We start from the raw sequence: 14708 nt of genomic DNA on the forward strand, positions 1-14708 counted from the left end.
TGTTTCCATGACATTGGTCAATCTCACGGTGAACGGGCAGGAGCGTGAATGCGACGTTCCGGACGGAACCCTGCTTGTTCACCTTCTGCGCGATCATCTGGGCATGACGGGGACACATGTCGGCTGCGACACGTCGCAATGCGGAGCCTGTACGGTTATCCTTAACGGCGAGGCGGTCAAGTCGTGCACGATACTTGCGGCCTCGGTCGGGAATGCCGAACTGCAAACCGTCGAGGGATTGGCGGAGGGCGATAGCCTTCATGACGTGCAGACGGCGTTCCGGACCCATCACGGCCTGCAATGCGGCTTCTGCACGCCGGGCATGATCATGGCGGCGGTGAATATGATCGACCGGCACAAGGGGCAGCTGGACGAGACGCTGGTGCGGCATGATCTGGAAGGCAATCTCTGCCGTTGCACGGGCTACCACAATATCGTCAAGGCGATCCTGTCGGCGGCCGAGACGTATCGCGCGCGGCATCAGGCCGCGATGGCACAGGGCTGAGAGAGGATTCATGTATCTTTACGACACCACCTATCTGCGGCCGGGCTCCATCGATGAGGCAAAGGCGCTGTATGACGCAGGTGAATCGCCCGCCTTTCTGTCGGGTGGCCACACGCTGCTGCCTGCGATGAAGGGGCATCTGGCGCGCCATGACCGCCTGATCGACATTCGCCGGATTCCGGAACTTCAGGGCATTGCCGAGGATGAAAGCTATCTGACCATCGGCGCTGCCACCCGTCACTGTGATGTGGCGGCCGCGCCTGTCGTGCGAAACTGTATCCCCGCGTTGGCGGGCATGGTCGGCACCATTGGCGATGTTCAGGTCCGCCATGTCGGCACCATTGGCGGATCGCTGGCGAATAACGATCCCGCTGCCGATTATCCTTCCGCCGCTCTGGCGCTTGACGCGATATTCCGTACCGACCAACGGACGCTGACGGCCGAGGAATATTTTCAGGGGCTTTACACGACTGCGCTGGAGCCCGGAGAGCTGCTTGTTTCGGTTTCTTTCCGGAAGCCGGAACATGCCGGTTATGCGAAGTTCCGGAACCCCGCCTCTCGCTATGCGCTTGCCGCAGCCTTTGTTGCGGTTCATGCGGATGGCGTCAGGGTCGCGATCACCGGGGCGGGCAATGACGGCGTTTATCGCTGGCACGAGGCCGAATCGGCGCTTGGTCACAAATTTGAGAGTGAAAGTCTTGACCCTCTTCGGGCGGACATGGAAAATATGTCGTCTGACATGCATGCAAATGCGGAGTATCGCGCGGAACTGGTCAAATTCTGTACCCAAAAGGCTGTAACCAACCAGAATTGCATTACGCTGCTATAGCCACGCCACCCCGGTCCGGCGGGTTAATGGACAGCGGAGCTTCTGTTGGATATGTACACACGGAAACAACGAACGCGCGGAAATACGCATCCTGCAAGGCGCATCCAAACCCTGGAGTTCATGAGTGACAAGCAAGGCAGAAGGATTGACCGCTCTTGTCGCAGAGGCAGCCCCTTTGCGGCAGAAAATCATGCGCTCGCTGCGCCGCGCGATCGAGACGGGAGTGCTGGAGCCCGGAACCCGGCTGATCGAGAAGGATCTCTGCCAGCAGCTTAATGTCAGCCGCACGTCGCTGCGTGAGGCGCTGCGGCAATTGCATGCGGAAGGCATCCTGACCGAGGTTGGCAATCGCGGCCTGACCGTTGCGGCGGTGACGATCGAGGATGCCCGCAATATCTATCGGCTTCGTGGGGCCATCGAAAGCCTGCTGGTCCGGCAGTTCATGGAGAATGCGACCGAACTGGAGTTCGATCAGCTCAAGGTGATGCGGGACCGGCTGATCGAAGCTTATCAGAATGGCGGGGCAGAAGAGATCGTCGGCACCAAGCGTGAATTCTATGACCTGATCTCTGCCGGGGCGCGAAATCCGCTTGGTCATGACATTCTGAATAAATTGACCTTGCTCACCTCGCCCTTGCGGCGCAAATCGGTCGTGCGCCCCGAGCGCCGCAAATCCAGCACCAAGGAGATCAAGGATCTGGTCAGAGCGATTCTGAACGGTGACATGGAAGCGGCGTCAGAGGCCGCTCAGGTGCATATCGCGCATTCCGCCGAATCGGTCATCCACGCGCTTCGGGAGGCCAACGGCAGCTAGACGCGATTGAGCCGGAAGATGCCTGGCATCGGGCGGGCCTGTCGTTTCACTGATTGCGACGGTCTTTCGACCTGCGGCTGCAAAGCTTCAGACGTCAGGCGTTTTGCAGCCGCACATATCGATTCATACAGTCACTGGCTGGAATGAAGCTTCAGCCAATTCACATATGGTGTCATGAACTTTCCGAAACCGTTCGTACTTGTGTCCAGAACTGACATGGCCATTGGAACGAATACCAGCATAGCTACCAGTGCGAATATCCTCGGGATCCATTTCAGAATTGCTTTTTTCCCGCTGGAAAGCATCTGACGCTCATGAGTGCCCGCCATTGCCGCCGTAAAGGCGGCGCAAGTCAGCAAAAGCGCAAACAGGGAAATTCCTGTGAAAAAAGCGGCAACACCCCACATGGCGCTGGCGAGTTCCGGAAAATCTTTGGCGCGAAGCAGGAAATCGAACACAAAACCGATTCCGATGAATGGTGCGACCGCAAGGGCCAGTAACTGGGACTTCCACTCTGCGAGATAAGTTAGAATCGGGTTTGAATCCTGTTTTTCAGGAAGTGCCGTTGTCTGGTCCGGGTGATTATCTGTCATGTAAATACTCCATCGTTAACAAATTTGAATCCGTGCATATCGTCAAAATCCGTGAATGCGCGTATAAGATATTCACGAAGATGCGTGATACCCTGCCGGGATCACCTGAATCGGTGTGTTTTGATCTGTCTATGATTATCAATATGTGTCAATTGCCTGACTGGAACTTATTACTATACTTCCCTCATCCTGCATAAAGCGGACGACAAGGCAATATCGGATGCGGAGCGGGGCGCTCTGATCAGCTAACACAGATATATTGCTTTCTAGGTCCGCTGATAGTTGCCTTCGCTGAAATGATGAAGGCGGGCCATCCCCCGGTATCGGTCAGGTAATGTGCCGGCCAATAGCTGTTCCGGAAAGCGCACCAGAAGGCCGGTATTAAGGCCGATGAATCATCTGGTGGTTCTCGCCGCCGACAGAGCGTTTGAACGGCCGTTACGCGCCGTCCTTTTTTCCCGCCACCAGCGTTCGTACCAGATCGCCGGCAGCGTGCATGATTTCTGCGACAGCATCGACGTGGTCAGCGTCAGGGTTCCAGTTGGCGATAATACAATAGCTGCAGGCATTCCTTCCCATAACGAGGCCGGCATCCGCGCGCACACCTCTATCTGAGCCCGTCTTGTTATAAATGCCGAAAGCGCCAGGAGCCGAACCATGTATCAGGGGGTCGAGGTTCAGCGCGGAGGCAACCATGGAATGATCAGTGCCTGTTCCAAGCCAGTACTCGACCTGTGCATCGACATGTTTGGAAACCAGATGCCGGCGGTGCATACGCGCGAACAGATCGACCCAGTCCGATGCCCGCCCCTTGCTGACGGTCGGCGGGTGCGCCGGCCCCCGATCGTCCCTGATATAGTCAGCCAGCACAGTTTCAGGATATCCCAGTCTTTCACTTCGGACTTGTACAGCGTCGAGACCAACGCGATGCAACAGTGCATTGGTTGCCCAATTGTCACTGACAGCCGCCACGAGCGTCGCAGCATCGGCAAGAGGAAGGATATCGGTTTTCAGATACCGCCAAAGACCGGAATCCTGCACCTTCGGAACGTTGCGGCGATCAATGGGCTCATCCGCCGCAAGTGTCCTCTCGCTCAGCCGTGCAGCCACTTCAATAAGCAGGAATATTTTTGCCAGGCTCGCTGTTTTCAGGACCTGCGTCGCACCCAGCGAAAAGGCTGTCGTGTTGGTTGAAAGGTCATGAATCTCGATACTCCAACTGATATCCGGAGTGCGCGCGATCAGACTTTCCAAAGAAAAATTCTTATTCAACTTCCATCCATCTGTTTGTCTCGATTATGGCGGGCCTTGTTGATGGCGTAAATGGATTTATCGTCATCGCCTCGTTGATGACGTTCCGCGATAAAGAAAAGCTGTTGCTTGACAGTGGCCTTTTGTCGCGCTTATCGGCCGCGACCCGTAAGTCGGCTTTACGCGTTGTTTCGGGCAGGATGCGGGGCCAACCCAATCCGGCCCTGTCGCTGGAACGGCAACTCGCGATGTTCAGCCGTTGTTTGTCCTGATATGGTCTTTCGTCAGGTCTGCAATTCGGTTCGGGATTAAAATATGTCTCTTCAGAGATCACCCCTTTCAGAGAATTTGAAGCGCCGCCTGAACGCCGTGCTCAGCGACATCGAGGCAGAATTAAGGGAAAGCACCGAGCGCGGCGAGGTTGCGGGCTATATCCCACCTCTGGCAGGTATCGATCCCGCTAAATTCGGAATCGCGGTTGTTCTGCCCGATGATACGACGCTGCTGGCAGGGGACGCCGATGAAAAATTCTCGGTCCAAAGTATTTCCAAGGTTTTTGCGTTAACTCTGGCTCTTGGCAATAGGGGCGATAGTATCTGGCAGCGGGTTGGCCGCGAACCGTCCGGCGATCCCTTCAATTCCAGCGTCCTGCTTGAACTGGAAAAGGGTATCCCGCGTAATCCATTTATCAATGCCGGAGCAATCGTCGTCGCGGATATTCTGCTTGGTGCTTATCAGCCCCGAGAGACGATTGGTGAGTTCTTGCGTTTCATGCGGTTTGTCACTGCCGATGATGATATTTATATCGATCATCATGTTGCCCAAGCTGAAAATGATTCCGGCTTCAACAACGCAGCTTTAGCCAATCTGCTGAAAGCCAATGGTAATCTTGACGGTGCGCCCGCGCATGTTCTTGGCGTCTATCACCATTATTGCGCCCTTGCCATGTCGTGCCGGCAACTTGCGCGTGCCGGGCTGTTTCTTACATCATCTGGACGCAATCCGATTACCGATACGCGGATCGTGGCCGCTCAACGCGTGCGCCGAATAAATGCGTTGATGATGACTTGTGGTCATTATGATGGTTCGGGCGATTTTGCGTTTCGGGTCGGCATACCAGCAAAAAGCGGCGTTGGGGGCGGTATTCTGGCGATTGTACCTGGGATCGCATCAATCGCTGTCTGGTCTCCGGGGCTGAATCGGCACGGTAACTCTCTTCTTGGGACGCAAGCGTTGGAGATGCTATGCCAGCAGATGAACTGGTCGGTTTTCTAAGCTTATGCTGATGTCTGAATAAAGTTCCGGTATTCGTCGGGATCAAACACTCACATCTGGTGACCCATTCTGTCAGATCGATCGATCTGCCCGGGTTTGGCAAGATTTGTGCAGGGCGCGGAAATCGTGAGTATATATTTAGTCATAAAAAGCCCCGCGCGGGGAGGAGGGAGCGCGGGGCCTCTTATTGCGCCCGCAGGGAGGAGGAGGGCGGGCATAGGCTTCCTGTTGAACTTCGGCCTGTCTTGATTGTTACCTCTTTTCTCCGCAGCACCAATCTTTGGCGTGGAAAATCTGTGGCAAAAGCATCGGATGCTGCTTATTCCGGCAGGACTCATGCTGCGATGCAGAAATATCGGGCATGAAGAAGCCCGCACCACGGAATCGGGTTTCCCGGAAGAGATTTCGGAACGCCGATCATGCAGGCGCTTTTCTGGCTGCTCTGCGAAACAGGAGATATATGAGGGTAGGTCCATCGGTCGTGAAGACTGTCAAAACCGTTCTCTATATTTGGCGAGCGAACGTGATATCCGAGTTGAAAAAAAAGTAATTACCATGCTTCCGGACGAATCGGCATGCTGAGGGCTGAGCGCGACGATCATGGTGGAGCATGAATTCATATCCCATACAGCGCCCAGCATATTGCGGTTCCGAAAATATACCAATCCATTTCAGATGGATGCATGTTATAGAAAAACGTTCCACAATCACTTTCCCGAGCTGGTTCCTGGCCTGTTAAATTCGTGCGATGCCTGTGAGACAGTCGCGTATATCCGCAAGAGAGGTATTCCATGTTGAACCGCCGCGCCTTCTCGGCTGCTCTTCTGTCGGCGGTTGCCGCCCCCGTTGTCATCCGGGCACATGCCCAGACCATAAGCGATCTTCGCTTGGAGGCGATGGAACTATCCCAGCTTCACGCGATCATTGTGCAGCGCGGTAGCGATATCCTCGTTGCAGAAGCCCCGCGTGGCCCCGGCCTCGACCGTGCCGCGAATATCAAATCCTGTTCGAAAAGCATCGTGGCGTTGCTGACTGGTGCCGCGATCTCGCAAGGGGCCATTGCCGGGGTCAGCACGACGCTGGGATCAGTCGCGCCCGGGATCATTCCTGCGGATGCAACGGCCGGCGTCGCGGACTTGACGATCGAGGATCTGATTACGCTGCGTGCCGGCCTCGAAGGCACTTCGGGCGGCAATTATGGAAGCTGGGTAAATTCGGGCAACTGGGTTGCGTTCGCTTTGCGCAGGCCGATGATCGCCCGGCCCGGCCAACGCATGATCTATTCGACCGGCAGCACGCATATTCTTGGTGCCGCGCTTGCGACGGCGACCGGCGAAAACCTGCTTGAACAGGCGCGGACCGTTCTTGGGCAGCCGCTCGGGATTGAAATTCCAGCCTGGACCCGCGATCCGCAGGGCTTCTATATGGGCGGTAACGAAATGGCACTGACGCCGCGTGCCATGTTGCGGATTGCCGTTCTCATGCGCGACGGCGGGCGGTTCGAGGGCCAGCAGGTCATTTCGCCCGACTGGATTCGGGCCTCGGTCCAGCCCCGTACGCGCTCACCCTATTCGGGCCTCAGCTACGGCTATGGATGGTTCCTCAGCGATAGCGGTTTCATCATTGCCCGTGGTTATGGCGGGCAGATAATCGCTGCCCATCCCGAACATGCGCTGGCGGTTGCCATCACGTCGGACCCGAATGCCCCGGCGAGATCGGATGGGCATTTCGGACAATTGATGGACTTGCTTGATGGCGCTGTGCGTGCTTTGACTTGACGCACATGCCGCGCCGGTCCTGCGCCGCATCTGGGCCGATGGCATGACCTTCCGGCTGAGGGGCCGCGGGCGAATTGGCTTGTCGCCCGTGCCTGCCTGATCGCGGGACCCGCCCGGTGGGGAGGATCAATCAGGCATCGGTCAATATTCGGGGCATCCCGTAGCTCTTACTTGCCGATCAGCAGGCTGGGGGTAACCGCGAAACGCTTGCGGAACGCCGTGGTGAAATTCGCCGGATGAGAATAACCGGCGATCATTGCCGCCTCACTGATGCCGAACTCGCCGCGCGTCAGCCCCTCTTTGGCGCGTTCAAGCCGAATGCGGCGGACATATTCGAAAACGCCGCAACCCTCATCCTGACGGAACAGCGATTGCAGGCCGCTGACACTGACGGCGGCCTCTTTCGCGATACGGGTAACGGAGATGTCATTGCAGGCTTCCACGGCAATGAACTCTTTGGCCCGCCGCAGTGCTGCGGCCCTTCTTTTAGATGATCCGTTCAGCCCTTCGGTGATCGATGTCCCGCGCTCTGTCGCGCAGCATATGGATTCCGCGACGATCTGAATCGTCAGGGCCTCGGTATATAAACTTTGAAGCGGTGCCCTGTCGGTGGATGCGGCCATCACGGCCCGAACAAGTTCCAGTAACCGCCGCGGCACAAGCCAGCGGTGATCGATCAGGTTCTCGGCGAACAAGGTCTGCGTTGCGCCTTTGTCCCGAGCCGTATCATGACCGTGAATTTCCAACCATTCCCGCGATGCATCAATGACCAGGTGAGTGACTTTCTGCCGGGACAAGGTGCGGCGCGAGAATGTCTCGGCGCGAGCATTCATCATCGTTACCGCGTGGACCGGCTGTCTGTCGAACGCTTGAAACCCAAAGCGGCGGTCGCCAATGCGGGTGTCCACCGTACCGTTCAGGAAGAAGATGCAGGACAACCCCTCTTCGATCGACGAGTGAACGTTGAATGCCCGTTCTTCGATGAAATCGCCGCCATGCAGGGTCAGGCCGTTTCCCAGTTTTCTTTTCAGGAACCGGCCAGACATCAGTGCCGTGTCCTCGTCGGCATCCGAAGGGATATCCAGGCGGATATCACGGCTTGCGCAAAGATCCGAAACAGTCACCCGCTCGGCAGGAGCCGATATGCTGTCCACTGATCCGCGCTCGTACATTCGCCCTGCCTTATCTTCAGTATTTGTCGTTTCGCATAAATCTTTTGCACATGCGCAAAACCCTTTGGCTTGGCGGAAGATTAGCAGGCGGCTACAGACTAGGCAATCTTGACTGTTCCTATCAGATTAATCACGGAGCCAGCGATGCGTAACGGAAATTGCAGGTCAGTTGGCAGACGCGTCTTGCGGAATGGCGCGGCCATCTTGTCGATTACCGTATCGATGGCGAGTTTCGCCGCTGCACAGGATGCCCGCGACGCAAGCAGGCAGCCCACGGTTCTGGACGAAATAACGCTGAACGCGCAAAATGACGCGACCGGTGGCGACATGCTGATACCGCAAGACAGCCGCTCGGCGACCAAGACGGATATCCCGCTGACACGAACGCCTCAGACCGTGAGCGTGGTGCCACGCGCACAGTTCGAAGCCCAGTCCGCCGATCTGATCACGGAAGCGCTGCGCTATACGCCCGGCGTTATGGCCGAATCCAATGGCTACGACATCCGATATGACTGGCTGTGGATCCGCGGCTTCGACGCTTATGGCTATACGTGGCAGGACGGTCTTCTGCTTCCGGGTGAAGCGGCGAATTACGCCACTCCGGCGATTGATCCGTTCACACTGGAGCGTGTAGAGGTGATCAAGGGGCCGGCATCGGCGCTTTACGGGCAGAATATGCCGGGCGGCATGATCAATCTGGTCAGCAAGCGCCCTCAACCCGAAGTCAGCCGCGAGGTTTTTGCTAAGACCAGCAGTCTGGGTGGCTATCAAATCGGCGGGGATTTTACAGGGCCGCTGAACCGGGACGGCTCGTTGAGCTATCGCCTGATCGGCACTGCCAAGAATATGGGCAGCCAGATCGACCGGGAACGTAATCGCAAGTTGACCTTCGCGCCCAGCCTGACATGGGAGCCGGACGACAGCACCCGCCTGACCGCATTCGCCTATTACCAGAAGGACAAGGACACGTTCAGTCCGCGCTTCTATCCGGCCCACGGGACATTGCTGCCGAACCCGGCCGATGAAATCCCGCGCGACCTGTATCTGGGCGATCCGGCAGCGGATGAGTTCAACCGCGAATATGCTGCGATCGGGTATGAGCTGGAACATGACCTTACGGCCAATTGGACGCTGCGCCAGAACCTGCGTTATGCGCGTTCCAGGCAGGACATGTTCCTTGTGCTGGTTAACCCCGCCTTTTCGTGGCCCGGCTGGCCGGGAACCCCCGGCCCGGTCATGAACCGCGTAACCGCTGCCTCGGATGACGAATTGCGCAGCCTGGCAATGGATCTCAGCGTCGAGGGCAGGTTCGCAACGGGTGCCGTCGAACACACGGCACTGATCGGTGTGGATTACAGTTGGGTCCGATCCTCGACCAATTTCGGCAACTCGGCCATGGATGTTCCTGTTCCGGGACTCGACTTCACCGACCCGGAATATGGCGGCTTCCCGGTGGAGCGGCCGCCCTTTACCCGCTCGGCCATGCAGAACCGGCGCCAGCTTGGGGTCTATGTTCAGGATCAGTTAAGTTGGGGCTCGTGGATTGCGACTGCTGCGCTGCGCTATGATAGATCTGAAATCGATACATTCGATCGTATCGCGGACACGCGCCAACCCGACAATAATGACGACGCCGTTACGGGGCGTCTTGGGATTAGTTACCAGTTTGCGAATGGGGTATCACCCTATGCCGCCTATTCCAGCTCGTTCGTTCCGCAGTTGGGTGTCGGAGACGATGGCAAGCCCTTCGAGGCAAGCGAAACCGAAATGTACGAGATCGGTTTGAAATATACGCCGCCGGGCACCAGCAACATGTTCACCGCGTCATTATTCCAACTGACCGAGGACAACACCCTGATCCCCAATCCGCTGGATGGCTGGGCGACGATACAGGGCGGAGAACAGCGCGTACGCGGGCTTGAGCTCGAGGCGAAATTCGCCATGACGCCCCGTCTGGACGTGATCGCGGGCTATGCCTATTCCGACTCGGAAGTGCTCAGTTCGGTTTACGAAAGCGCTGTTGGCAATGAGGTTCTGCGCCTGCCGCGCCATCAGGCATCGCTGTGGATGCAATATAAGGATGCTGGCTTGCCGGGCCTGGATATCAGTGCGGGAATCCGCGGCGTCTCGGACTATCAGTCCAGCCCGCAGCATATCGAGGAACTGCGCATCCCCGGCTATGGGCTGGTTGATCTGGGCGTCACCTATGATCTGGCCGAATCTCCCTGGAAGGTGGAAGGGGCGACGGTACAACTGCATGCCAGCAACATCTTCGACAGACGGTTCGTCGCGCAATGTCTTAACCTGACGGGTGGAAGCTGTAATTATGGCGAAGGCCGCACGGTTGAGGCGAAAATCGGTTACAAATGGTAATACGCACGCAAAAGAACGGCGCTTGGCGGGCAGGCGGCATCATTTTCATCGCCGCATTGGCGTTCACGCTGTTATTGGCGGCGACAGCGCGTGCCGAGATCACGTTGACGGATGCGACGGGGCGCAAAGTCGTTCTGGATCAGCCAGCCAGTCATATCGGGATCAACGAAGCCGACCTGATCCTGTCGCTGATGCTGTTGACCGACGATCCGGTCGCGCCAATCGCCGTATGGGGCAGCGCGCAGCGGCTGGATCCCGGCATCAAGGCTGCCTTGCGGGCGAAATTTCCGCAGATAGACCAAATCCCCGAAGCAGGCTCGGCTACGCCGTCGGATTTTTCAGTGGAAGGTGTCGTTGCGCAGGCGCCGGATCTTTATGTCATTCGCATCTTCGATCCCATGTGGGAGCCAGTTCGCAAGCGTCTGGAGGCAGCGGGAATTCCGGTGATCTATCTGGACAGTCCCGATCTGCAGGTGGCCGCGCCCGAGGATCGCGTAATCTTTTCGCTGACGCTTCTGGGCGACGCCATCGGTCAGGGACAGCGCGCGCGGGAATATGCGGAATTCATTGCGCCGCGCTATGCGCAGGTTGCCCGTCTTGTCGCCGATGCCCCGGCCCGCCCACCGGTGCTGGTCGATGGTCATGCGACGCCGGATTGCTGCTGGGTGCCGGGTGCAGGAAATCGGCTGGGCGATCTCGTAGATTTCGCGGGAGGACAGATTGTCGGCTCCGAACTGGTTTCGGATTATGCCGGCCAGATCGCCGCCGAACATATCCTTGCCGCCGATCCACAAGTCCTGATCGCGACAGGTGGCCCGCATCTTCAGGTGTCGCATGGGCTGGTGCTGGGCGTGGGGCGCGATGAAGACTCGGCGCAAGCCTCGCTCGATTCGGTGCTTGCGACTGGCATTCGCCCGGAATTATCCGCCGTGCGAGAGGGCCGTGCACATGGCATCCTGCACCTTCTGACGATCTCTCCCTTCGAGGTTCTTGCCGTCGAGACCTTTGCTCGCTGGATACATCCCGAAGCAGCAGACGATATCGATCCCGCCGAAACATTGGCAGAGATGAACCAGCGCTTCCTGCCGGTGCCATTGGAAGGTACATTCTGGGTCGATCAGCAGGCGGCGCCGTGACATCCGCCGCCGAACAGATTGCTCTCTACAGGCGCAGTCACCGACGGCGCAGGATATTTGTTGTATTCTTGGCAATAGGCTGCCTGCTGTCGTTTCTGGCTTCGCTCATCGTGGGACCATCGGGAGTATCGCCGGGACAAATTATTGCCGCGTTGTTCGGTCAGAGCGATCGGACAACCGGCGTGATTCTGTGGCAATTGCGGCTGCCGATGGCGCTGCTGGCCCTGTTGGCCGGCGCGGGGCTTGGGCTGGCCGGGGCCGAGATGCAGACTGTTCTGGATAACCCATTGGCCGAACCCTACACGCTGGGGGTTTCATCTTCGGCTGCATTGGGCGCGGCACTGGCCATCGTATTGGGTATCTCGGTTCCAGGTTTTGGCCTCTGGGGCGTACCGTTGAACGCGTTCCTTTTTGCTTTTGGGGCACTTTCCCTTGTGCAATTGCTTATCCGCCTGCGCGGCGCGGGCACCGATATGCTGGTCCTGTTCGGGGTGGGCGTCGGGTTGACGGCCTCGGCCCTGTTGTCGCTGATCCAATATGTCGCCAGCGCAGACACGCTGCAATCTCTGGTGTTCTGGATGATGGGCAGCCTGACGCGGGCAGATGCGCCGTCGCTGGCCGTTCTGGCCGTGGTTCAACTGGCTGTCATTCCCTGGTCTCTGATGTCGGCGAATGACCTGATGGCGCTGCGGCTGGGCGAAGATCGCGCCCGCGCCATGGGTGTCGCGGTCGAGCGCGTGCGGCTTTTCTCGCTGATCCGTATCAGTCTGCTGGCTGGAACCGCGGTGGCTTTTGTCGGCATCATCGGGTTCATCGGTCTGATCGCTCCACATATCGCACGGCTTTGTATAGGCGAAAATCATCGCCTGCTCTTGCCTGCGAGTTGTCTGACAGGGGCGCTTATCCTGTCGCTTGCGGGCATCGCCAGCGCAGTGATCGTGCCGGGCGTGATCATCCCGGTCGGGATCGTGACAGCATTGGTCGGGTTGCCGGTCTTTTTCGCAGTCATCCTTCGCCCGGGACGCAGATGACAGCGGATTTCCGGATCAAGAAGCTAAGCTGCGGCTACCGCAACCGGGCAGTGATCCACGATATCACGCTGCCATCGTTACAGCCTGGGACCATCGTGGCGTTGATCGGCCCGAATGGCGCGGGTAAATCCACGCTGCTGCGGGGACTTGCGGGATTGCTGCCTGTTACCGGCTCAGTGACGCTGGACGGGCAGGAACTGACACATTTGCCCCCGCCACACCGTGCCGATCTGATCGGCTTCATGCCGCAAGGGGTGATCGGACGGGTCGGGCTAAGCGTACTCGAATGCGTCATGACCGCGCTGCCACGCCATTCGCCCGATGGCATGGAAGCAGATGTGGCCGCCCTTACCGTCCTTGCGCGACTTGGTGCCGACGATCTGGCCAATCGCGCCGTCGGGCAATTGTCGGGAGGCCAACGGCAGGCTGTCGGTCTGGCCGTCGCGATCGCGCGCGATCCAAAGCTGCTGTTGCTGGATGAACCGACAAGCGCACTGGATCTTGCCCGCCGTCACATGATCATGCAGCATGTCCGTGATCTTACGCATGAGGGGCGCATCGCCGTCGTCGTGCTGCACGATCTCGCTTATGCGGCGCAATGGGCCGACCGGATCGCCATTCTTCACGAGGGCCGGTTATTCGCTTTCGGGACGCCGGACGAGGTCCTGACCCCCGATATGCTGCGCCATGTCTATCGGATCGACGCACGGGTTGAGCGTTGCTCGGCCGGTCGATTGCAAATCATGACCGACGGCGCCGCCCCACTTACCCAACAGGAAGCCAGAGGATGAGCCATTTGCTGACCGCACGGGCGGATATCGCAATCCGCGAACCCGCAGCGATGCTGAAACAACTATGCGAACATATTGCCGAGCATGGAGCGGTCTACAACCGATCCGAAAGCCGCCATGATCTGCGTTTTCCGTTCGGCACGGCCGTCCTGCATGAAGACGCCGGGCATGTGCAGGTCGAAGTCGTGGGCGGAACGTTTCCGGCATTGTTCAATCTGCGCAGCATCATCGCGGGCCACATGCAGGAATTCGCGCCGCAGCCCTTGTCCATTCACTGGACGGGTGACGGCGCCCGCATGACACGGCCTCCCAATTACCGGGTGCTGCGCGTCATCGAAATGCTGGATCTGACCCCGCGCATGCGCCGCATCCGTTTCGCTTCCGACGATCTGTCGCTTTTCGCGGGGTTGGACAATATCCATGTCCGGCTTGTCTTTTCCTCTGATGGGCATGGGCTGGCAGAACCCCGCATCAGCCCGGACGGGTTGGAGAGATGGCCGGACGGCCCCGACAAGCCGGAATTCCGCCGCTATACCATCCGCGAAATCGACGTTACCGCCGGTGTGCTGGATATCGACTTCGTGCTTCACGCCGAGGCGGCAGGTCCGGGCAGCCGGTTCGCGGAAACAGCCCGCACAGGTGATCGTATCGGGATGATCGGGCCGGGCGGCGGCAGCTTGCCGATGGATCGCGACTGGTATCTGATCGCGGGGGACGAAACGGCTTTGCCCGCCATCGCGCGCTTTCTGGAACTGTTGCCCGCTGCGGCGCGGGGGCATGTGATCATCGAGATCGCGAATGAGGCAGAGCGCCAACCCCTGGCGTATCGCCGCAACATGAAAGTCGAGTGGGTTCTGCGCACAGACGGTCTCGTATCGGCGTTGCAGCGCCATGCCCCACCCAAAGACGCGCAGTCCCCATTCATCTGGGTCGGATGCGAAGATGGCGCCTTTCGCGAATTGCGCAGATATGTCCGAAACGACCTGGCACTGAAAAAGGGCTATCACAGTATCGTCGCCTATTGGCGTGAAGGCCATGCGGCGGATTAAACAGACGGTACCGTCACGGAAATTCGTCAATGTGGGACATATGCGATGAGTGATCCTGACCAGCCTCATCTGAATGGTGCGGCCTGATTGTTCGTCAGGCGGAGATAAGCG

At 58.3% G+C, this 14708-nt stretch carries 13 protein-coding genes; 10 read left to right on the forward strand and 3 right to left on the reverse strand.

The genetic code is table 11. The features are described from left to right. Positions 1–7 precede the first annotated feature (7 nt). From Q0601_RS05535 to Q0601_RS05545, 3 genes are all read left to right on the forward strand, one after another. Positions 8–505, forward strand: coding sequence for a (2Fe-2S)-binding protein (locus tag Q0601_RS05535; RefSeq protein ID WP_305287979.1), 498 nt, complete (start codon positions 8–10; stop codon positions 503–505). Positions 506–515: 10 nt separating this feature from the next. Beyond that, entirely contained in the window at positions 516–1334 is an 819-nt protein-coding gene (locus Q0601_RS05540) for an FAD binding domain-containing protein (RefSeq protein ID WP_305287981.1), read from the forward strand. A gap of 124 nt (positions 1335–1458) precedes the next feature. Further along, entirely contained in the window at positions 1459–2148 is a 690-nt protein-coding gene (locus Q0601_RS05545) for a GntR family transcriptional regulator (RefSeq protein WP_305287983.1), read from the forward strand. A 131-nt stretch (positions 2149–2279) separates the two neighbouring features. Here Q0601_RS05545 and Q0601_RS05550 read toward each other — a convergent pair whose 3' ends face one another. Next, complete coding sequence (locus Q0601_RS05550; protein ID WP_305287985.1) at positions 2280–2741, reverse strand: hypothetical protein; 462 nt, start codon at positions 2739–2741, stop codon at positions 2280–2282. Between the two features lie 438 nt (positions 2742–3179). Continuing rightward, entirely contained in the window at positions 3180–4013 is an 834-nt protein-coding gene (locus Q0601_RS05555; protein ID WP_305287987.1) for a serine hydrolase, read from the reverse strand. Between the two features lie 327 nt (positions 4014–4340). On the opposite strand from Q0601_RS05555, the gene Q0601_RS05560 reads away from it, so the two are divergent. Further along, entirely contained in the window at positions 4341–5267 is a 927-nt protein-coding gene (locus Q0601_RS05560) for a glutaminase (RefSeq protein ID WP_305287989.1), read from the forward strand. A gap of 791 nt (positions 5268–6058) precedes the next feature. Next, positions 6059–7045, forward strand: a complete 987-nt coding sequence (locus Q0601_RS05565; protein WP_305287991.1) for a serine hydrolase domain-containing protein — start codon at positions 6059–6061, stop codon at positions 7043–7045. 167 nt (positions 7046–7212) lie between these two features. On the opposite strand, the gene Q0601_RS05570 is transcribed toward Q0601_RS05565, so the two are convergent. After that, complete coding sequence (locus Q0601_RS05570; protein WP_305287993.1) at positions 7213–8217, reverse strand: helix-turn-helix transcriptional regulator; 1005 nt, start codon at positions 8215–8217, stop codon at positions 7213–7215. A gap of 204 nt (positions 8218–8421) precedes the next feature. Between Q0601_RS05570 and Q0601_RS05575 the strand changes: the two genes are divergently transcribed. The 5 genes from Q0601_RS05575 to Q0601_RS05595 are packed head-to-tail and all read left to right on the forward strand — an operon-like array spanning position 8422 to position 14597. Continuing rightward, positions 8422–10590 (forward strand): TonB-dependent siderophore receptor, encoded by a 2169-nt coding sequence (locus Q0601_RS05575; protein ID WP_305287995.1) that lies wholly within the window; start codon positions 8422–8424, stop codon positions 10588–10590. Beyond that, on the forward strand, positions 10584–11726 hold the full coding sequence (locus Q0601_RS05580) for an ABC transporter substrate-binding protein (RefSeq protein ID WP_305287998.1): 1143 nt from the start codon (positions 10584–10586) through the stop codon (positions 11724–11726). Before Q0601_RS05575 ends, Q0601_RS05580 begins: the two co-directional genes overlap by 7 nt. Beyond that, complete coding sequence (locus Q0601_RS05585) at positions 11723–12757, forward strand: FecCD family ABC transporter permease (protein WP_305288000.1); 1035 nt, start codon at positions 11723–11725, stop codon at positions 12755–12757. The genes Q0601_RS05580 and Q0601_RS05585 overlap by 4 nt, the downstream gene beginning before the upstream one ends. Next, complete coding sequence (locus Q0601_RS05590; protein ID WP_305288002.1) at positions 12754–13548, forward strand: ABC transporter ATP-binding protein; 795 nt, start codon at positions 12754–12756, stop codon at positions 13546–13548. Before Q0601_RS05585 ends, Q0601_RS05590 begins: the two co-directional genes overlap by 4 nt. Beyond that, entirely contained in the window at positions 13545–14597 is a 1053-nt protein-coding gene (locus Q0601_RS05595; protein WP_305288004.1) for a siderophore-interacting protein, read from the forward strand. The genes Q0601_RS05590 and Q0601_RS05595 overlap by 4 nt, the downstream gene beginning before the upstream one ends. Positions 14598–14708 lie beyond the last annotated feature (111 nt).

The sequence above is a fragment of the Paracoccus wurundjeri genome (genome assembly GCF_030678915.1).
Lineage (GTDB): Bacteria > Pseudomonadota > Alphaproteobacteria > Rhodobacterales > Rhodobacteraceae > Paracoccus > Paracoccus onubensis_A.